Genomic DNA, 20,103 nt, shown 5'->3' with positions numbered 1-20,103 from the left:
GCAGGCGCTCGACCGGGAGGCCTGGCAAATTGAAAGAAATCGAGGGGGTGCCTATCGCAAATCGGGAGTGTGGTCAAACAACTCCCTGTGGGTACGCAGCGCATAGGTATCCGTCATGCCCGCGAGATAGTCACCGACATGGCGCGCCCTCGCCTGCGAATTGAGACCGGCGATGTGATCCACCCAATAGTGGCTCTTCATCAGGCTAGGATCCGTCATGTAGGCGCGGAAGAGATCGGTGACGATCTGCGCCGCACCTGCACGGATGCGCATGATGTCGGGGTGGCGGTAGATACGGCTGAACAGCAGCTTCTTGATCTGCCGGTCGGTCGCGGCCATTTCGTCCGAGAAGGTGGCGATCGTGCGATCGGCGGCGCGCACGTCCGCCGCACTCATCGGCCGCACGGCCTTCAACCGCTCCTGCGCGACACCGATCACGTCCTCGACCATGCGGGTGATCTGCCGGCGCATGATCTCGTGGGTAAAACGATCCTCATCGAGATGCGGGTAGCGATCGCGCACCTCCCGCATCAGGCCGGCGAGGAAGGGCACGTCTTCCAGCATTTCGAAGGTCAGGTAGCCCGAGCGCAGGCCATCGTCGATATCATGGGTGTTATAGGCGATGTCGTCGGCGATAGCCGCAACCTGGGCCTCCAGACCGGCATAGCTTGCAAGTTCCAGATCGTGGATCTCGCAATAGTCGAGTATCGGCTGCGACACGGGGCCTCGGGTCCCCTCGCCGTCCCGGGTCAACAACGGACCGTTGTGCTTCACCAGTCCTTCGAGCGTTTCCCAGGTCAGGTTAAGGCCGTCGAACTCGGCGTAACGCCGCTCCAGCTTGGTGACGATGCGCAGCGACTGGGCATTGTGATCGAAGCCGCCATAGGGCTTCAGCACCTCGTCGAGCGCATCCTCTCCGGTATGACCGAAAGGCGTATGGCCGAAATCGTGGACCAGCGCCACGCCCTCTGCGAGATCTTCGTCAAGCTTCAGCGCACGGGCGAGTGCGCGGGCTACCTGCGCCACCTCGATCGTATGGGTGAGCCGCGTACGATAATGATCGCCGTCAGGTCCGATGAAGACCTGAGTCTTGTGCTTCAGGCGACGAAAGGCGGTGGTATGGACGATGCGGTCGCGGTCGCGCTGGAAATCGGAACGCGTGGGGCTTCCGCCTTCCGGGAACAAACGGCCCCGAGTCGTCCAGGGGTCAGTCGCATAGACCGCCCTCTCGCCGGAGCCGAAACCAAGGGCACTTCTGTCAATCGTCATTGCTTGTCCTGCCTGCAGCCCATTGACGCCATTGCGCAGCCTTCATACCTATAGCAAATCAGCCGGCAAGGCTGAGTTTAGCGAATGTCGGATACATAAGCTTCATTCCCCTTCGCGAAAGTCTCAATCTTTCGTGTCCCGCGTTTGAAGCTCCTCCGTTTCCGGTTGCCAACCCGCGGGCCTTGAACCCGTCAGGAGGACATAGACCATGGATGAAACCGTTACCATTTCCGATGCTGCTGCCAAGCGCATCGCCGCAATCGTCGCCAGCGAAGCCGACAAGAGCGCATTGCGCATTTCGGTGGAAGGCGGCGGCTGTTCCGGCTTTTCCTACAAGTTCGAACTGGACAAGGGCCCGCAGGACGACGACATCGTCGTGACCAAGGACGGCGCGACGCTGCTGATCGATTCGATGTCGATCGCCTACATGACCGGATCGGAGGTCGATTTCGTCGACAACCTGCTCGGCCAGTCGTTCCAGATCAAGAACCCCAATGCGGTCGCAAGCTGCGGCTGCGGCACCAGCTTCTCGGTATAGTCTTATGAAAATAGCCACCTGGAACATCAATGGCGTAAAGGCCAGGATAGCCAATCTCGTCCAGTGGCTCGAAAGCTCGGCTCCCGACATCGTCTGCCTGCAGGAAATCAAGTCGGTGGACGAGGGTTTCCCTCGCCTTGAGATCGAGGCCCTCGGCTATCACGTCGAAACCCATGGGCAGAAGGGTTTCAACGGCGTGGCGCTCCTGTCGAAAAGCAAGCCCGACGAAGTCAATCGCGGCCTGCCCGGCGACGACACCGATGAGCAGGCCCGTTTCATCGAAGGCGTTTTCTCGGTTACAGGCGGTGTGGTCCGGGTGGCCTCCCTTTATCTGCCGAACGGCAATCCGCCTGACGATCCGGTCAAGTATCCCTACAAGCTCGCATGGATGGAGCGCCTGAAGGCATTCGCCGAGAGCCGGCTGACCTTGGAAGAACCGTTCATTCTGGCGGGTGACTACAATGTCATTCCCGAACCGCACGATTGCCGCGATCCCAGGCAGTGGGAAACGGATGCCCTTTTCCTGCCGGCGACGCGCGCATCTTTCCGCCGCCTCGAAAACCTTGGCCTGACAGACGCCGTGCGAGCGACAAGCGACGACCCCCTGCTCTACTCGTTCTGGGATTATCAGGCCGGCGCCTGGCAGAAAAACAACGGCATCCGCATCGACCACCTGATGCTGTCGCCCGAGGCGAATGACCGCCTTCTCTCCGCCTCGATCGAGAAACACGTAAGGTCGTGGGAAAAGCCGTCGGATCATGTTCCGGTCACGGCCATCTTCGATTTTGCCTGAAAATCGGAATCGCTTGTTTGGCGGGCCGGAAATGCCCGCACACAGTCCTCACGCTGAGGTGTGATTACTCGTTCTGACTGTAAACCTGAGGGGCGAGCGCCACGGCGACGCGACGGTCGTCTTCGCTGGCCAGAGAGAAGGCCTGTTCCTGAAGGTCCTGCATCCAGCCGCAATCCTTCGGTGGACACCTCTCCACGGCAGCTGTCAGGAAAGCCAGACCACGCACCGTCTGTCCCTCCTGGAAGAGCACATTGCCGAAAACCGACATAGCGCCGGCATGGCCGCTCTTACGGGCCAGGTTCAGCCATTTCTTGGCCTGCTGGACATTCGTCTTGCCGCCTTCGCCCGCCAGAATCATGCGGGCAAGCTGGAACTGCGCCTCAGGCACGCCGAAGGTCGAGGCTGCCTGGAAATAGAGCTGGCGGGCTTGGGAAAGATCGATCTGCACCGGACTGCCAGGAATGCCCTGACGATAATAGCGAGCGAGCGACAGCAGGGCGTTGACGAAGAAGCCGGTGTCTTCCGAGCCGGGTTCGACGCCTTCGCTAGCGATTTCCGAATAGATCTTGAAGGCTTCGAAATCATTCTCGACCACGCCGTCGCCATCGGCATACATGTTGGCAAGAGCCCAGCGCGAACCGGTGTGGCCCTTTTCGGCAGCGTAACGATAGGCCTCAACAGCCTCCTGCTTCTGTCCGTTCTTGTAGGCCTTGAAGCCGAACTTGAAGAGGTCGAAGGGACCGGATTCCTTACTCACGCCGGAGTTGATATCGAATGCATTCCCGGAATTGCCCGCAGCAAGAAACAGAGCTGCCGCAAGAAGCAATGTCGCCGGAGACTTCCAGTCAGAATTGAACATAATTCCGTATTTCTTCCACAAAACCGACGACATCAGCCCATCCGCTCGTTCGATACCGAAGGACCGGCTGCATCATTGGAACGATTTAGCGCGAAAGCATGAACACCAAGTTCATCGCCGAGTCGCAACTCAATGTATCCGGCGCCATCTCCGGCGCCCGCATCGAATTCAACCTCAGCAACACTACGAGCCCTTTCTGGCAAGACTGCGACTGCCGCATCGCAACGTAGCCTCCATCCCGAGATTTCGACGTCACGCCACGCTGTCCCCGCAACGATGGCTGAATTCTGAGGGTATTCCCCGCTCACTTGCCCCATTCTTCACTCACGCTACGCCCACCGAGAAACGCTCTCGCCGTCTCTTGAGACCATCGCTGCGCTTCGTTTGTGGCGGGAAATGGACAAAATTGGCAGGGCTGCGCGCCAAAAAGAAGGATTGGCCAACTGTTGCAGTTTCATCACAGATCCGATAACGCCCAAAAGACAAAAAGCCCGGACTGAACCGGGCTTTTCGAATATTTTCGCCAGAACGTCGACGTCAGAAGGAAATTCGGTAGGAACCGGACACGGCGTAGGCCCAGTCGCCATCCGCCGTCGCGTTGTAGGTGGCACCCTTCGCGACAGACTGGCTGCCTGCGGTCATGTAGCTGATGCCCGCACCGAAGCGCAGTTCACCCGGACCCGCCTTGATCGCCGTACCGGCAGCAATCGTCCAGGTGTCGGTCATGATATCGGCACCAGTGCCAACACCCTTGTCCCAGGTGAGGTTGATGGTACCGGCAACTTTCTCGGTGAAGGCATGCGCTACGCCGGCCTGGATGGTCCAGCCATCCTGCCAGTTGTAGATATCCTGATAGGGGGTCCCGGCGATGTTGTAGTTCAGCGCATCGAGTACGCTCCAGTCGGTCCACTTGACGGAGCCGTAGACCAACCAGCCCGGTGCCACGCCCGACTGAACGCTGAGCTTCAGGGACTGCGGCAGAGAGCCGTAGCCGCTGGCAATGCGCGAGATCGGAGCGACGTCCAGATCATAGGAACCGCTGTCGGTCTCGTGATCGATCTGCGAGCGGTACATCAACTGGACGCGCAGGGCGTATTCCTTGATTTCATAGGCAGCACCAAGGCGATAGCCATAGGAACCGCTGTCATCGAGGTACAACGTGCCGCCGCGGTTGCGTGCTGCCGGCGGCAACAGTGCGTTATAATCATTTGCGACGTTGTGGGCGGTGTAGCTGAAGTCCTGAATGAAGCCACCGCCGAGAACGTGCACGACGCCTCGACCGGCATCGAAATTCACGTCACAGGTTGCCGCATATTCGTTGGTGTCGAAGCCCTTGTAGCCATATGGATTGTTGCCGTTCAGCAAAGCGGCGACCTGTGCATCCGGACCGTAGTTCGAGTCCGCACCGAAGGGTTGGGTATAGGTGAATGCGCAAGCCAGACGGTCATGCAGCTTCACCTTCATCGCGACGCTCGGAATCCAGTAGGCATCCGAGAACACGCCATCGTCGTTCGCGACCCCTCCCGTGGTCTCGAACTCACGCTGCGGCGATACCCAGGTTGCGCCCGAGCGGATAACGACAGTCCCGTCCTCATAGAGAATGTCGGTATCAGCTTCGCCGCGTGAAAAACCGCCTGCATTGGCCGCACCGGCAAAGGCCGCGGCGCTCAAAAGGCAAAGCAAGGTTCGTTTCATGAGTTTAGTTGCCATCTGTCTCCCCACTCCTGGCAAACACTAAGAAGCCCATTTTAGCGAGCAGAGGGGTAATAACAATCTAACGACACCTCACCAGAACGAGTGAGGCACCTTGCATTTCTTACGTAAATTTTCTTACCTTAACGTAAGAAGTCATTTTCTTCAGATATTTTTGCTAAAAACTGTAAAATATCCGCAATATTCAGAAACAAAATTCCAAATCTCACTGAACTTGTTGCAGCGGCGACACAGCTGAAAAATACTGTGCCTTTCATCACAATCCCGCTCCGAGACCATTCCGACATGAAAAATGCTGCTCTGCCTGTTGCAGAGCAGCATCATAATACCCCTGAAAAACCAGCAAAAAACGCAGACTACAAGGAAGCGCCGCAGCAAAAAGATTCGCTGCTGGCTGGTCGTCAACCGGCTTCGGCAACCCGCTTCAGTGCGGTTTCCAGGCTGGCCCGCTGTACCTCAAGCTCGGCGAAGCGCTCGCGTTCTGCCGCAACGACCTCCGGATTGGCGTTCGCCACGAACTTCTCGTTGGCGAGCTTGGACGCGATACGCGACTTCTCCTGTTCCACCTTGCCGATCGCCTTTTCGAGACGGGCCTTCTCAGCGGAGAGATCGATGAGCGAACCAAGCGGCAGGCAGGCGGTCGCCTCACCGACAACGATCTGTGCAGCTCCCTTCGGAGCCTCGCTGGCAAGAGCAATGCTCTCGACTCGGGCAAGGCGCTTGATCGAGGCTTCGTGGCGGGCAAGACGTTCACGCGTAACGCCATTCGAACCGACCACGACCAGCGGCGCAACGGCGGCCGGCGGAACGTTCATTTCGGCGCGGACCGAACGGATGCCGGTGACGAGATCGATCAGCCAGTTGATGTCGGCAGCGGCGCTGTCGTCGATAAAGGTCGGCGTCGGCCAGTCGGCATGGCAAAGCAGCATGTCGCGCGCCTTGCCCTCGCCTGCCGTATGCGCCCAAAGCTCTTCCGTCATGAAGGGCATGAAGGGGTGCAGCAGCTTGTAGGTCTCGTCGAGCACATAGGCCGCGCAGGCCTGAGCCTCGGCCTTTGCCGCAGCGTCGTCGCTGGCGAAGACCGGCTTCAACAGCTCCAGATACCAGTCGCAGAAGCTGTTCCAGACAAAGCGGTAAAGAGCGCCTGCCGCATCGTTGAAGCGGAAGGTGGCGATGCTCTCGGTCACTTCGCGCTCGGTGCGTGCAAGTTCCGTCAGGATCCAGCGGTTGATGGTCAGCGTCGTCGTTTCCGGCAGGAAGTGCGGATCGTTGGCAACACCGTTCATCTCGGCAAAACGCGTTGCGTTCCACAGCTTGGTGCCGAAGTTGCGGTAGCCGGCGATACGAGCCGGATCGAGCTTCACGTCACGACCCTGCGCCGCCATGATGGCGAGCGTGAAGCGCAAGGCATCTGCGCCGTATTCGTCGATCAGCTCCAGCGGATCGATGACGTTGCCCTTGGACTTCGACATCTTCTGGCCGTTCTTGTCGCGGACCAGCGCGTGGACATAAACCGTGTGGAACGGCTCGACGGGATTGCCGTCTTCGTCCTTCATGAAATGAAGGCCCATCATCATCATGCGGGCGACCCAGAAGAAGATGATGTCGAATCCGGTGACGAGCACGTCGGTCGGGTAATATTTGGCAAGCTCCGGCGTATCGCCCGGCCAGCCGAGCGTCGAGAACGGCCAGAGCGCAGAAGAGAACCAGGTATCGAGAACATCCTCGTCACGCGTCAGGATTTCGCCCGGCGCGAAGTTTTCAAGCCGCTCCTGAACCCAGGCCTTCCACGGACCTTCATGGGCGAGATAGTGCTGGACGGCAGCGTCGAGCGCTTCTTCCTCGGACTTCTCAACGAAGACCTGACCGTCCGGACCGTACCAGGCAGGAATTTGGTGTCCCCACCAGAGCTGCCGGGAGACGCACCACGGCTGGATGTTTTCCATCCACTCGTAATAGGTCTTGTCCCAATTCTTCGGAACGAACTTGGTACGGCCTTCGCGAACGCTCTCGATCGCGGGCTTGGCCAGCGTCTTGGCATCGACATACCACTGTTCCGTCAAGCGCGGCTCGATCGGCACGCCACCGCGGTCGCCATGGGGAACCATGTGCTTGTGCGGCTCGATCTTGTCGAGCAGACCTTCCGCCTCAAGGATATCAACGATGCGCTTGCGGGCATGGAAGCGATCCTGCCCCTGTAGCGTTTCCCAGACTTCCTGCTGCTCGCGAGTCGGCGTCAGGCCTTCGAGGAAATCGTCATTGTCCGTGATGGTGACGGTTGCATCGACATTCAGGACGCTGATCATCCGGAGACCGGTGCGCTTGCCGACATCGAAGTCGTTGAAATCGTGTGCAGGCGTCATCTTGACGGCGCCGGTGCCGGCGGTCGGGTCCGGATACTCGTCGGCGACGATCGGGATCTTGCGACCGACGATCGGCAAGACGACATGCTTGCCGACGATCGACGCGTAGCGCGCATCGTCTGGATGAACGGCAACGCCGGTATCGCCCAGCATGGTTTCCGGACGAGTCGTCGCGACGACCAGATAGTCTCGCGTTTCGAACTCCGTCGGCTTACCCTCTTCGTCGAAGGCAATCGGGTGTTCGTAAGTAACGCCTTCTTCCAGCGGGTAGCGCAGATGCCACAGATTGCCGTTGACCTCGACCTGCTCGACCTCAAGGTCGGAAATCGCGGTCAGGAGCTTCGGATCCCAGTTTACGAGACGCTTGTCCTTGTAGAGCAGGCCCTGCTTGTAAAGCGTGACGAAAACCTCGAGCACGGCCTCTGACAGACCTTCGTCCATGGTGAAGCGTTCGCGCGACCAATCGCACGATGCGCCGAGGCGCCGCAGCTGATTGAAGATCAGACCGCCGGATTCAGCCTTCCATTCCCAGACCTTCTCGACGAAGGCCTCGCGGCCCATCTCGCGACGGCCCGGAAGCTGCTGTTCCATGAGCTTGCGCTCGACGACCATCTGGGTGGCGATGCCGGCATGGTCCATACCCGGCTGCCACAGCACGTCCTTGCCACGCATCCGCTCGAAGCGGATCATGATGTCCTGAAGCGTGTTGTTCAGCGCATGGCCCATGTGCAGCGAACCGGTCACGTTCGGCGGCGGAATCACGATGGTGAAAGTGTCCTCGCCCGGCTTGGCGTTGGCACCGGCGCGAAAGGCGTCGGCCTCTTCCCATGCCTTGGCGATCTTCGGTTCGACTGTGGTTGAATCGTAGGTCTTTTCGAGCATTTTCTGACCAGACTTCGAGGTTTTTCTTGTTGGGTTGTAAATAGGATGGCCGACCCCGAGTCAACAAGAAAGCCGCCCCGGTTGCCGGAGCGGCCATGTCCCTTAACCCGGCGAAAAAGGAATTAGCGACGCGGTCCGCGGGCCACGCGTTCGATTTCCTCGCGTACCAGACGTTCGACCAGCGTGGGAAGATTATCGTCCAGCCATTCCTGCAGCATGGGGCGCAGCACCTCCTCGGCCATCTCGTCCAGCGAACGACGCTGCTGGCCGTCGATAGCTGCCGCAAGCTCACCGAAGGAACGGGAAACCTGCTCCACGGTGGCGGCGGAAACGAGGGCGTTGAAACCGGCAGCGACCGGAGCCTGGACCTCGGGCATTGCCGGCTCTGCGAAAATCGGAGCAGCAGCCGTTGCGGCCTCGACATCGGCAATTGCCGCAGCTTCGAAAGCTGCGGTGTCGAGCGCGACCGGAGCCGGGTCGACGGCTACGGTTTCTGCAGGCACCACGACGGCGCGGGCAAACTGGGGCTCCATGGGGCGGGCAGGAGCCGCACGCAGTTCCGCCATGCGGCTCGTCATGACCGGGCTTTCGGCGCGAAAGGCTGCGGCCTGCTGCGGCGCCTGCTCTACCGGAGCCATGCGGTCGGCACGCTCGGATGCCGAACGGACGCGCGCAGCGAGATCGGCAAGAGAAATATTCTTGGCCTGAACCTTTTCAACGGGAGCAGGCTGGGCAGCGTAGGATTCTGCCGATTGCTGGACCGGCATGCCCGCATCGTTGGCAGGAACAATATCCGCAGCAGCGTAGGACAGATCGTCTTCCACCGTCAGATGAACCGTGTCGTCCATCTCGTCCTCTTCGCCACCATAAACCGGCGGCAGGGAGCCGGACATGGCCTTGTCGCCGCCCGGATCATTGCTTTCTATGATCCGGCGGATCGAGGCCAGAATTTCTTCCATGGACGGTTCACGCGCTACATTTGGCTGAGCCATATTCATCCCCGTTGGTCCCGTATTTGACCGCCTGCTGCAGCGCAGTATCGCATGCGCAGCAAACTGATTCGCGTTCACCTTAGGATACGCCTACGGGGAAAAAAATCACGGTTGCGCCGGGAAATGGTGCTGATGCACAGCTTTCTTCGGACAGATTTCCGTGAACGCTCAGCGGCCGTCCGGCGTACGCAAGCCAAACCATGCGTCCTTGACGGCCTCATAGTGCTCTTCGGCGCGATATTCCGCGACTTCAAGGCCCTGGCTCTGAACCGTCAGGCGGCCCGATGCCGCAAGGACCGCGTAGCTGGCGACCACGGCATTGCGCTGATAGCCGACCAAGCTTTCCTTCGCCTCAAGCACTGTCTGCTGGGCATTGAGAACGTCGAGCGTCGTCTTCTGGCCGACATTGCGCTCTTCGATGACGCCCTGCAGCGCAAGATTGGCGGCGGAAATCTGCTTGCGGGCAGCAGAAATTGCGGCGGTTGCCGCCTCCATCTGCGCATAGGCCGCGGTAATCTGCTGGACCACCTCCGCGCGGGCGGAATCAACCAGTATCCTCTGCTCGCCCAAGGTTTCCTTCGCCTTGCGGATCTGGCCGTATTCGGCACCGCCCTGATAGATCGGGATCTTCAACTGCGCCGAGACACTGGCCACGCTGTTGTCCGGACTATCACCGCCGGTCGACGGTTCATTGGTCCAGTTCCGCCCGACATTTCCCTGGATCACAACGCCCGGCAGAAGACTGCCTTCGGCGGACTTTACCTGGTAGCCGGCAGCATTGACGGCGTGGAGCGCCGCCAGAACCGAGGGATGCTCGCGAATGCCGATCTGGACGGCGGCATCGAGATTCGGAGGCAGGGCCTTGCTTGCCGGTGAAGGTTGCTTGATGCCGCTCGGTGCCACGCCGACGATCTGCAGATAGGTCGCCTCGCTCTGCTTGAATTCGGCCACGGCCGCGGAAAGCAGGGCCTGCGAACCGGCAAGCTGCGCCTCGGCCTGACTGACGTCGGTACGTGTGCCCTCGCCCACCTGCAGACGGGCATTGGCGGCGTTCAACTGCTCCTGCAGGAACGCCAGGTTCTGCTTGCGGATAACGACGATCTGCTGGTCGCGAGCCACATTGGCATAGGACTGCACGGCCGCGAGCAGGATAGAGATTTCATTGGCGCGAAGGCTTTCGCGATTGGCGAAAACGCCGGATTCGGCGGCCCGGACATTGTTCAGGGTCTGGAAACCGTCGAAGATCTGCTGGGTAATGGAAATGCCAACCGTCTGGTTGTTGTAACCATAATCAGGAATCCCGCCGCTGATATTGGAAACGTTGACGGCGCTTGCGGTGGCCGTCGCGGCGACCTGCGGCCGCATGCCGGCCTTGGCAATGGTGACGTTTTCGTCGGTCGCGCGCAATGCCGCGCGGGCGGCGTTGAGATCCGGGTTGTTCTCATAAGCCTTGGCCATGGCCCCGTAGAGGCTCTCGGCGGACGCCGTCACAGGCGCGATCGGCATCAAAAGCACAGGCAGAACAACGGAAGCGAGCGCAGTTTTCCGGATGAACGACATATTCCACTCCCCAACTAAGAACGGCCGACGGAATATCCCCACTCCGCGCCGGTGTTTTAGACCGGCAGCACGTCCGTGAAGCTTCAACGCTTTCCGTACATTAGATGACCTGCTGCCGCCTCGACTGCAACAAGACCACCGTCCTCATAAGGGAGAAACACAGACATCGTTGCGCAACGGCAACATTCTCATTCAGTTTTGACTAAATCAATCGCCCGAAGGGAGGAGCCCCCCGAAGAATCGGGGGGTAGATCGATTAGAAAACGAATTCTTCGGCCTTGCGGAAGCCCGGCAACGGTCGAACCGCGGTGTTGAAGTAATCGTTATAGGAATAGGATTTTCCGGTGCGGACATAGAGGCGCGCCCGGGAGGCGTTGCCGTATCCGACGACGGCGACCAGGCGCCCGCCTTCGCGAAGCTGGGAAAACAGGCCTTCCGGTACTTCCTCGACGGAACCGTTGATGAAGATCACGTCATAAGGCGCCTCGGCAGCATAACCCTTTTCCATATCGCCAGTGACGACGGCAACGTTGTCATAGCCGAGTTCCGAGAGCTTTTCCGTGGCGGATGCTGCCAGCGCCTCGTCGCTTTCGACCGCGACGACCGAACCGGCCACCAGCGAAAGAACTGCGGCCGCATAGCCAGTTCCGCAGCCGATCTCGAGTACGAGGTCATCCTTGGTGATCGCGCCAAGCTGCAGGAGCTTGGCAAGCGGCGACGGCTCCATGATGTAACGGGCGGGACGGCCGTTGGCTGCCGGCGCGATCTGCATGTCTTCATCGATATAGGCAAGAAGCTTCAGATTGGCGGGAACGAAAGCTTCGCGCGGCACCGTCAGGAATGCCGTCAGCACGGAATGCGACGTCACGTCGGTCGTGCGAATCTGGTTGTCCACCATCTTGATGCGTGCTGCTTCGAAGTCCATCATTTCCTGTCGCCCCATATCCGGCCGCGTTGCGTCACGAGTGTCTTAATTGGAGCCGCCGCGGCTTTCAAGACATTGCGCAGTGCCGCATGCGTTTCTCGGGCACAGAGATGCATGAGCGACACCCGAGGACGAGGAGACCGCTCAGCACGGCACGCCCCGCGGAGCCGGCACCCGGCCCTCATCAATCCTCGATCGTATAGGTGTCGACCTCGCAGAAATCGATCTTGTCAGAGACATCCTGATATTCGGCGCTATCCTCGAACACCGCCCTGACACGGTACTCACAGACATCACTTCCGCCGACGAGAGTGAGCGTTCGAGATTTGCCCTTGCCGAGACCATGCTTGTTCAGCAACTCGAGGCGCTGGCCCTTGCCATTTGCCGGAGAGGCAAAGAACTTCACGATCATGCCTTCGGTTTCGTTCTCCAGCGTCACGTTGAGATTGCCGGCCAGAGCCGGAGCGACAGAGAAAATGCACAGAGCGGCGATGGCGGGCATGAAATGGCGACGCATGATCAGGTTCCTCCTTGCTGGAGGCTTCATGCTCTAATCCATTGCATGAAAGGCGCAATCCGCCGAGATCGTCCAACTTTGTGCGGATCGGCATAAAGTAATCAATAAGGAAGGAGATGGAGGCCTCGCCCGGAATCGAACCGGGGTGCAAGGATTTGCAGTCCTCTGCGTAACCACTCCGCCACGAGGCCATTCCAAACTTAAAAGCGTGTGGTGGCGCGGATTTAGACGGGATGCCGGGAAACCGCAAGAGGGATTTTCCGAAATCTACTTTTTAATTGTTCGAAACAGACACGACGCCGATGAGACCGTCGCAAGAGGGCAATCGACCGGAGCGACACGCCCGTTCATGCGCGACGGGCATCAGCCCCGCCCTGCCCGGTTCACCTGTGGGTAACGTTTCCGCCACCAGATCGCCACGCGCCGTCTTTTTCTCCGAACGGAGGGAAGGTCGTGGGAGAGCACCAGCAGGCCGAGCGGTACCATCCAGAATCCGAGCACGGGCAAGAATCCGAGGAAGCCGCCGCCGATCAACAGCGAGCCGGTAATGATGCGCCCCGACCGGGACCGGGGGAACGGCAGCTCGAAACGACCGAGCACAAGTTTTCCACGGTCGCCATCGATGCGGTATTTTCCCTTGCCGGCCATTCGAAACCCTTTGGATTCATGGAAAAACGCGCCCAAAGGCACTGCGCAAAAGATGGGGGCGGAGAAAAAATATGCAAGCTTGTCACATTTTTTTTCAAAAAACCGCTTGGCAAATCGAACAGGCATTTGTATTAGCCCACTCACACCGCGGCGAGCGGTTGTTCCCTGGTAGCTCAGCGGTAGAGCACTCGACTGTTAATCGATAGGTCGTCGGTTCGAATCCGACCCGGGGAGCCAAAGAATTCAAGGCCTGCGCAGAAATGCACAGGCCTTTTTCTTTTGCATTTTCAATGTCCTGCGTAACAGCGCAAAACCACGGGCGGCGACACTCCGGCCTTCTCCTTTTTCGTTTGGACTAAATTTCGGCTACCCTTTCGCCCAGACACCTGAAAAAAATCCAGCGGCAGTCCCATCACAATCCGAGATCTTTCCGGGCAGCGAAACCCGCTCTTCATTTTTGCCTGATATCAAGCGGCCATAATATTGTGATCAGGAGAGAGAATATATGTGGCTCCAGCTTCATGACGGGGACGGTTTCCCCTTCTTCGTGAACATGGACAATGTGGTGGACTTCCGCTGGTATGAGCGGGAAAAATACACCTGCCTGCTGACGACGGCTCCCGTCGCCGAAAAGCTGCACAGACTCTATGTCCGCGAAAGCGCGGTGGAAATCATGAAACTGATCGGCGATCAACAGGTAAGAACGGCGCGTCTGACGGCCGCCGCTGTAGCCACGGCCTGACACCACCACAATCTGCCATTTTGAGAATCGAACATGACGGGCAGGACCGCTGGCGGCCTGCCCGTTTTCCATTCAGGACAACCCACCTGTTCAAGCATCTGCAAGAGACTAAACACTATCTGACCCGTGAACTGCAGTACTCCCGCGACGTTGCATGCAAGAAGCCGCATATAACGCTAATCTTCTACGGCACTTCCGGCGTAGAGTGGTTTTGACGCAGCAAATTCGGGCCATATCTTCATGACATCCCTCAGCCGGTCGCCGATCATCGTCTGGTTCCGCAAGGACCTCAGACTTCGTGACAATCCTGCCTTGGCAACCGCAGTGGAAAGCGGGCGACCGGTCATTCCGGTCTACATTCTGGAGCCTGCCTCTACGGGAACCGGACCGCTGGGAGCGGCACAGGCCTGGTGGCTGCACCATTCCCTGTTGGCGTTAGCTGCGTCGCTGAAGGATATCGGAAGCAATCTCGTTTTGCGCAGCGGCCCCGCTGAAGCCGTCCTGGCGTCTTTGATTTCGGACACCAATGCGAACGCGGTCCACTGGAATCGACGTTACGATCCACCCGGCGTCGCGATCGACACAGCCCTCAAGGAAGCCCTCGCCACGAACGGACTGACGGTTCGCAGCTTCTCCGGCCAGTTGCTGCACGAACCGACGCGGCTGAGGACTGGCGGCGGAACACCCTATCGTGCCTACACGCCTTTCTGGAGGGCGCTAGAAGCATCCGGCGAACCTCCGGAGCCTGTGCCCGCCCCGACATCGCTTACCTGTCCGGCCAAATGGCCTGGCAGCGATAATATTGAAGACTGGAAGCTTTTGCCGACACATCCCAACTGGGCCGCGGAGTTTGCGGATGTCTGGCAACCCGGCGAAGCGGGAGCTCAGGAACGCCTCGCAAGGTTCATCGAGAACGGTATCGGAGACTATCGCCACGGGCGCGACTTCCCTGCCCGTTCGAACACGTCGAGACTTTCACCCCATCTGTCGCTCGGCGAAATCTCACCTGCGGACGTCTGGCATGCCACGCGGGGCCTTGGTGCTTCCGTCAGTGCCGAAGACGTCATCCACTTCCGCAAGGAACTGGCCTGGCGCGACTTCTCCTACCATCTGCTTTTCCATTTTCCGGAGCTTGCGACGAAAAACTGGAATCCGCGATTCGATGCGTTCTCCTGGTCTGGATCGCAGGACCTGTTCCATCGCTGGACACATGGCCGGACCGGCTATCCGATCGTCGATGCCGGAATGCGCGAACTATGGCGCTACGGCACGATGCACAACCGTGTCCGCATGATCGTGGCATCCTTCCTCATCAAGGACCTGCTGATCGACTGGCGGGAGGGCGAGCGCTGGTTCCGCGATACGCTGGTCGATGCCGATCCGGCGTCCAATGCCGCAAGCTGGCAATGGGTAGCGGGATCGGGAGCGGATGCCGCCCCTTTCTTCCGCATTTTCAATCCGATCACCCAGGGGGAAAAATTCGACCCGGACGGCGATTACGTGCGCCGGTTCGTGCCGGAACTTGCCGGCCTCGACGCCAGATACATTCACAAACCGTTCGAGGCGCCACAGGCCGCCCTCAACGAAGCAGGCGTTCGGCTCGGCGACACCTACCCCCTCCCGATCGTCGATCATCGCAAGGCGCGCAGCATGGCGATGGCTGCCTATCAATCTCTGGAATAAAGATCGGGGTACGCCGGGCCACCATTTCACGCCCTCCTCGGTGAGAATCACCGGTGAGTCGGGCATGGTTTTTCAGAAGCAGCAGGGCGGTTGAAATGTGTTTTCTTGCCTTCCTGCGCTTGTGGCCGGAAAAGTCGCGACTGAGAGTGCCGTGCGTCCATTCGGACGCGCGAACTACACTCTAAGGTCTTGAAGTCACGCATCGCGCTTTCCGGAAATCGATTCCGATTTTCAGGCCGATGCGCTAGGGTCCAAACCCGATAAGGGTTTTGGCCCTATCTTCCGTGAAAGAGAAGGCAGATCCCCCATGTCATTTCATCCATCCGTTCTCGAGGCCATCGGCAATACGCCGCTTATCCGCCTGAAAGCTGCGTCTCAGGCGACCGGCTGCACCATTCTGGGCAAGGCCGAGTTCCTCAATCCCGGCCAGTCGGTGAAGGATCGCGCCGCGCTCTTCATCATCCGTGACGCGGAACGTCGCGGCCTGCTTCGTCCGGGCGGCGTAATCGTCGAGGGTACGGCCGGCAATACCGGTATCGGCCTGACACTGGTCGCGAAGGCGCTTGGCTACCGCACCGTCATCGTCATTCCGGAAACCCAGAGCCAGGAAAAGAAGGATGCGCTGAAGCTGCTCGGCGCCGAACTGGTCGAGGTACCGGCCGTTCCCTACAAGAACCCGAACAACTATGTGAAGCTCTCCGGCCGCCTTGCCGAGCAACTCGCCAAGAGCGAGCCGAACGGCGCGATCTGGGCCAACCAGTTCGACAACGCGGTGAACCGCGAGGCGCATATCGCCACCACCTCCCGCGAAATCTTCGAACAGACCAATGGCGAAGTGGACGGCTTCATCTGCTCGGTCGGCTCCGGCGGTACGCTGGCCGGCACCGGCATCGGCCTGCGCAACCTGAAGCCCGAGGTGAAGATCGGCATTGCCGATCCGGAAGGTGCCGCCCTTTATGAATACTACAAGAACGGCGAGTTAAAATCGTCGGGCTCCTCGATCACCGAGGGCATCGGCCAGGGCCGCATCACCGCCAATCTTGAGGGCTTCACACCCGATTTCGCCTATCAGATCCCGGATGCGGAAGCCCTTCCGATCATCTTCGACCTCGTCGAAAATGAAGGGTTGTGCCTCGGCGGCTCCTCCGGCATCAACATTGCCGGTGCAATCAGGCTTGCGCGCGACCTCGGTCCGGGCCATACCATTGTGACCGTGCTTTGCGACTATGGCACCCGCTATCAGTCGAAGCTCTTCAACCCGGATTTCCTGCGTTCCAAGAACCTGCCGGCACCGGGCTGGATCGGGCACAAGGCACAGTTCCCGTTGCCATTCGAATCTCCAGAGTGATCTCATGCCGACCACCGCTCTCTACCGTGACGACTTCTATCTCTCGACATGCGAAGCGGTGGTAACGGCGGTACATGAAGGCGGCGCGGTCGAGCTCGACCAGACCTGTTTCTATGCAACCTCGGGCGGTCAGCCCGGGGATACAGGCGTCTTCGAGCGCGCCGACGGCTCGAAGATCGCCGTCGCGGTCACCCGTCACGGTGAAACCAAGGACATCATTCTGCATCAGCTTGCCGAGGGAGAGGCCCTGCCCTTAGTCGGCGAAAAGCTGGTCCTGCATATCGACTGGCCGCGTCGCTACAAGCTGATGCGCATGCATGCCGCCTGTCATCTCCTGTCCGTCGTCTGTGCCTATCCCATCACGGGAGCTGCCGTCGGCGAAGACGAGAGCCGAGTGGATTTCGACATGTCGGAGACCATCGACAAGGGTCAGGTGACGGCCGATCTGATGCGACTCGTCCAGGAAAATCATCCAATCTACGTGCAGTGGATCACCGACGAGGAACTGATCGCCAATCCCGGCATCGTCAAGTCGAAGAACGTCCGTCCGCCTGTTGGCATGGGGCGCGTCAGCCTCGTCTGCATCGGCGAAAACTCCAGCGTTGACAGCCAGCCCTGCGGCGGCACACATGTGTCGGAAACACAGGAAGTCGGGGCGATTCACATCGCCAAGATCGAGAAAAAAGGCAAGGAAAACCGTCGGTTTCGCATCCGCTTCGGTGCACCGGACGCCTCAGCCTGACCTCTGGGCCAAAACCTACAGATCATATGGGAGAAGACCATGCCTGCGGAAAAAAGCCGTTTCGTCGTGTCCGCCGACTGGGTGGAAAAACAGCTCGGCGCACCGGAGTTCCGAATTGTCGATGCCTCCTGGTATCTGCCGGCCCATAACCGCAACGGCGCGGCGGAATATGCCGCCGGCCACATTCCGGGCGCGGTGTTCTTCGATCAGGACGCCATTGCCGACCATTCGACCGGACTTCCACACACCCTTCCGACACCGTCATATTTCGCCGAGGAAGTCGGCAAGCTCGGCATTTCCGCCACCGACACCATTGTCGTCTATGATGGTCCGGGCTTCTTTTCCGCGCCGCGGGTCTGGTGGATGTTTCGGGTCATGGGCGCACAGGCCGTCTACGTGCTTGATGGCGGCATCGATGGCTGGAAGGCCACGGGCCGGCCGCTGGAAACCGACCTGCCGGAACCGAAACCTGCCACATTCGAAATCACTTTCGATCGCAAGCGCGTAACCTCCTTCCCGCAGATGCTGGATATCGTCGACGCCGGTTCACGGCAGATCGCCGACGCCCGCTCGACCGGCCGCTTTACCGGCGAGGAAGCCGAGCCCCGCGCCGGCATGCGTTCCGGCCACATGCCGGGCGCCCGCAGCGTTCCTGCTTCCATTCTCTCTGAAAACGGTCACCTCAAGGACCTGGCGACCCTCCGTTCTATCTTCACCACCGCTGGTATCGATCTTTCCCAGCCGGTGGTCACGAGTTGCGGGTCCGGGGTCACGGCAGCGGTCGTCACGCTCGCGCTGGAATCCATCGGCCACAGTGACAACTCGCTTTACGACGGATCCTGGTCGGAATGGGGTTCGAAGCCGGAGACGGAAACACCGATCGTTACCGGCGCGGCCGAGCCGATCGCCACACCGGCACACGGACCGCTCACGGCTACGGTAACGACGCTGGAGATGACATCGCCTCCGAAGGCCAGCCTGCCGGTTCCGGTGAATATCCAGACGGCGATCATGCGGACCCATGAAATTCCGCTGCCCTTCTACCGATTCCTTCACCGTCAGGTGGGAGCCCGTTGGCACTGGTATAGCCGGCTCAGAATGAGCGATGCCGAACTCAAAACGGCAATCCACGATCCGAGGGTCAACATTTCCGTGCTCTACGTGAACGGAGCGCCTGCCGGTTTCTTCGAGTTCCTGCAGCAGAGCGAGGAACTGGTCGAGCTTTCCTATTTCGGCCTGATCGAGCATGCGCTCGGCCTTGGTCTCGGCAAGTGGTTCCTCCTGCAGGCCCTTTATTCGGTCTGGCAGGGCAATCCCAAGAAAGTGGTCGTAACGACCAATTCGCTGGACCATCCGCGCGCACTCCAGCTCTATCAGCAGTTCGGTTTTTCGCCGGTGGAAACCTCCAGCGCGCTTGTCGATCCGATCAGCGAAACGGAACTCCTGCAGCTTCTCAAGCGCGACAACATCGCGCTCTGATCCAGCCTTTCAATCGGGGAAAGCGCCGCGCTCCGGAGAGAACGCGGCGCTTTTTTTATCCGATGCAGGGCGTGTTCAGTTCTTCCCCTTCTCACGCTTGAAGTAGCCGTCGATCAGCATGAGATGCTGCACGGCCAATTCGTAGCAATAGGTGATCTCGCGCGCCTGCGGGTTCCAGAAGGCGTTGACGACGCCACAGCTCTTGGCCGTCAGCTTGATACCGTCATCGAATTTGTAGCTGGTGCCGATGCCCTCGGAAACGAGTTCCAGTACGCTTGCCTCCTTCAGCATGTCCGCAAAGATCTGGACATCCGGATTGTCGGCCGGCTCGTAGGAGACATTGAGCGGCTTGCCCTTGCCCTCTTCCGCCTGATGCGGCTCCAGAAGCGAGAACCAACTGTCCTTGGCATGCTGGTACTCCCCCTCGCATTCCTCCCGGCGTTCCCTGGGGAAATCGAGCGAGTCGGCGAAATTCTCGAAATACTTCGCATCCGCCCCGACCATCATGCAGACGATGGCATAGGCGCGCTGGCGATCGAGACCGTGAGTGTCGAGGAAGTCGGTTTCGTTCAGATCCTCCTCCCGCGCCTCATCCGACAGAAACCAGCCATCGGCCGCATCCTGCATGGCAACGTCGAGTTCCTCGACATCGGCCTCCAGCAGCAGGATCGAGGACAGCGCGTCGACGGCATCCTCCTCGCGACCCAGAACCGGCAGGCCGAATTCCGAGATCAGCATGTGGCCGGCCTCATGAAACAGCGTGAAGATCGCATTGTTGACCATGAAGGTCCGCGCCTCATCCAGCTGCTTTTCGGTCAGCTTTGCCTCCTTGGCAGCCTTGGCCTCCAGGGGGCCGACACCCGCTACGACAACGACCATCAGCGCCGCCGCCAGTCCGATCGACAACCTCCTCATGAGACCCCCTGTTCTTCTGAAGAGCGAAAATGCGGCAGGAAGCTAGGACAGTTGAAGGAGAGGGAGAATCGCCAAATCTGGGCGGATATCAGCCGGCAAGGCAAGATTCGGGTGGGCGAGCTTCGTCATGAGCGG

17 protein-coding genes and 2 tRNA genes are annotated in these 20,103 nt (G+C 59.6%); 8 read left to right on the top strand and 11 right to left on the bottom strand.

Features of this window, described 5'->3' with window-relative positions:
• Window positions 1-51: 51 nt before the first annotated feature.
• Window positions 52-1,269 (bottom strand): deoxyguanosinetriphosphate triphosphohydrolase, encoded by a 1,218-nt coding sequence (locus NBH21_RS05375; protein WP_250914567.1) that lies wholly within the window; start codon window positions 1,267-1,269, stop codon window positions 52-54.
• Between the two features lie 208 nt (window positions 1,270-1,477).
• Between NBH21_RS05375 and erpA the strand changes: the two genes are divergently transcribed.
• Both erpA and xth read left to right on the top strand, forming a co-directional pair.
• The gene (erpA, locus tag NBH21_RS05370; protein WP_250914566.1) at window positions 1,478-1,807 is read left to right on the top strand and encodes an iron-sulfur cluster insertion protein ErpA; all 330 of its coding nucleotides are present in this window, start codon (window positions 1,478-1,480) and stop codon (window positions 1,805-1,807) included.
• 4 nt (window positions 1,808-1,811) lie between these two features.
• Window positions 1,812-2,600 carry an exodeoxyribonuclease III gene (xth, locus tag NBH21_RS05365; protein WP_250914565.1) on the top strand — a complete coding sequence of 263 codons (789 nt, stop codon included), beginning with the start codon at window positions 1,812-1,814 and terminating at the stop codon, window positions 2,598-2,600.
• A 64-nt stretch (window positions 2,601-2,664) separates the two neighbouring features.
• Here xth and exoR read toward each other — a convergent pair whose 3' ends face one another.
• The 9 genes from exoR to NBH21_RS05320 all read right to left on the bottom strand — a co-directional run bounded on the left by exoR (window position 2,665) and on the right by NBH21_RS05320 (window position 13,059).
• Window positions 2,665-3,459: an exopolysaccharide production regulator ExoR gene (exoR, locus tag NBH21_RS05360; protein ID WP_250914740.1), complete on the bottom strand. Its 795-nt coding sequence runs from the start codon at window positions 3,457-3,459 to the stop codon at window positions 2,665-2,667.
• 537 nt (window positions 3,460-3,996) lie between these two features.
• Window positions 3,997-5,169, bottom strand: coding sequence for an OmpP1/FadL family transporter (locus NBH21_RS05355; RefSeq protein WP_250914564.1), 1,173 nt, complete (start codon window positions 5,167-5,169; stop codon window positions 3,997-3,999).
• A 404-nt stretch (window positions 5,170-5,573) separates the two neighbouring features.
• Window positions 5,574-8,417 carry a valine--tRNA ligase gene (locus tag NBH21_RS05350; RefSeq protein WP_250914563.1) on the bottom strand — a complete coding sequence of 948 codons (2,844 nt, stop codon included), beginning with the start codon at window positions 8,415-8,417 and terminating at the stop codon, window positions 5,574-5,576.
• Between the two features lie 122 nt (window positions 8,418-8,539).
• Window positions 8,540-9,409 (bottom strand): PopZ family protein, encoded by an 870-nt coding sequence (locus tag NBH21_RS05345; RefSeq protein ID WP_250914562.1) that lies wholly within the window; start codon window positions 9,407-9,409, stop codon window positions 8,540-8,542.
• Between the two features lie 168 nt (window positions 9,410-9,577).
• Complete coding sequence (locus tag NBH21_RS05340) at window positions 9,578-10,969, bottom strand: TolC family outer membrane protein (protein ID WP_250914561.1); 1,392 nt, start codon at window positions 10,967-10,969, stop codon at window positions 9,578-9,580.
• Between the two features lie 256 nt (window positions 10,970-11,225).
• Window positions 11,226-11,897: a protein-L-isoaspartate O-methyltransferase family protein gene (locus NBH21_RS05335; RefSeq protein ID WP_250914560.1), complete on the bottom strand. Its 672-nt coding sequence runs from the start codon at window positions 11,895-11,897 to the stop codon at window positions 11,226-11,228.
• Window positions 11,898-12,078: 181 nt separating this feature from the next.
• Complete coding sequence (locus NBH21_RS05330; protein ID WP_250914559.1) at window positions 12,079-12,411, bottom strand: hypothetical protein; 333 nt, start codon at window positions 12,409-12,411, stop codon at window positions 12,079-12,081.
• Between the two features lie 117 nt (window positions 12,412-12,528).
• Window positions 12,529-12,602, bottom strand: a tRNA-Cys gene (locus tag NBH21_RS05325).
• A 172-nt stretch (window positions 12,603-12,774) separates the two neighbouring features.
• Window positions 12,775-13,059, bottom strand: coding sequence for a hypothetical protein (locus NBH21_RS05320; protein ID WP_250914739.1), 285 nt, complete (start codon window positions 13,057-13,059; stop codon window positions 12,775-12,777).
• 162 nt (window positions 13,060-13,221) lie between these two features.
• On the opposite strand from NBH21_RS05320, the gene NBH21_RS05315 reads away from it, so the two are divergent.
• The 6 genes from NBH21_RS05315 to sseA all read left to right on the top strand — a co-directional run bounded on the left by NBH21_RS05315 (window position 13,222) and on the right by sseA (window position 19,053).
• A tRNA-Asn gene (locus NBH21_RS05315) sits at window positions 13,222-13,296 on the top strand.
• Window positions 13,297-13,564: 268 nt separating this feature from the next.
• A complete protein-coding gene (locus NBH21_RS05310; protein WP_250914558.1) occupies window positions 13,565-13,801 on the top strand; it encodes a hypothetical protein in 237 nt (78 codons plus the stop codon).
• Window positions 13,802-14,041: 240 nt separating this feature from the next.
• The gene (locus NBH21_RS05305) at window positions 14,042-15,484 is read left to right on the top strand and encodes a cryptochrome/photolyase family protein (RefSeq protein ID WP_250914557.1); all 1,443 of its coding nucleotides are present in this window, start codon (window positions 14,042-14,044) and stop codon (window positions 15,482-15,484) included.
• Between the two features lie 307 nt (window positions 15,485-15,791).
• On the top strand, window positions 15,792-16,832 hold the full coding sequence (locus tag NBH21_RS05300; protein WP_250914556.1) for a cysteine synthase A: 1,041 nt from the start codon (window positions 15,792-15,794) through the stop codon (window positions 16,830-16,832).
• 4 nt (window positions 16,833-16,836) lie between these two features.
• Window positions 16,837-17,574, top strand: coding sequence for an alanyl-tRNA editing protein (locus NBH21_RS05295; protein ID WP_250914555.1), 738 nt, complete (start codon window positions 16,837-16,839; stop codon window positions 17,572-17,574).
• Between the two features lie 39 nt (window positions 17,575-17,613).
• Window positions 17,614-19,053, top strand: a complete 1,440-nt coding sequence (gene sseA, locus NBH21_RS05290) for a 3-mercaptopyruvate sulfurtransferase (RefSeq protein ID WP_250914554.1) — start codon at window positions 17,614-17,616, stop codon at window positions 19,051-19,053.
• A gap of 75 nt (window positions 19,054-19,128) precedes the next feature.
• On the opposite strand, the gene NBH21_RS05285 is transcribed toward sseA, so the two are convergent.
• The gene (locus NBH21_RS05285; protein WP_250914553.1) at window positions 19,129-19,968 is read right to left on the bottom strand and encodes a DUF4344 domain-containing metallopeptidase; all 840 of its coding nucleotides are present in this window, start codon (window positions 19,966-19,968) and stop codon (window positions 19,129-19,131) included.
• Window positions 19,969-20,103: the final 135 nt, after the last annotated feature.

The sequence above is a fragment of the Ciceribacter sichuanensis genome, assembly GCF_024055605.1.
Taxonomy (GTDB): Bacteria; Pseudomonadota; Alphaproteobacteria; order Rhizobiales; family Rhizobiaceae; genus Allorhizobium; species Allorhizobium sichuanense.
Note: the sequence above shows the minus strand (reverse complement) of the source record. Positions and strands in the feature narration are given on the sequence as shown.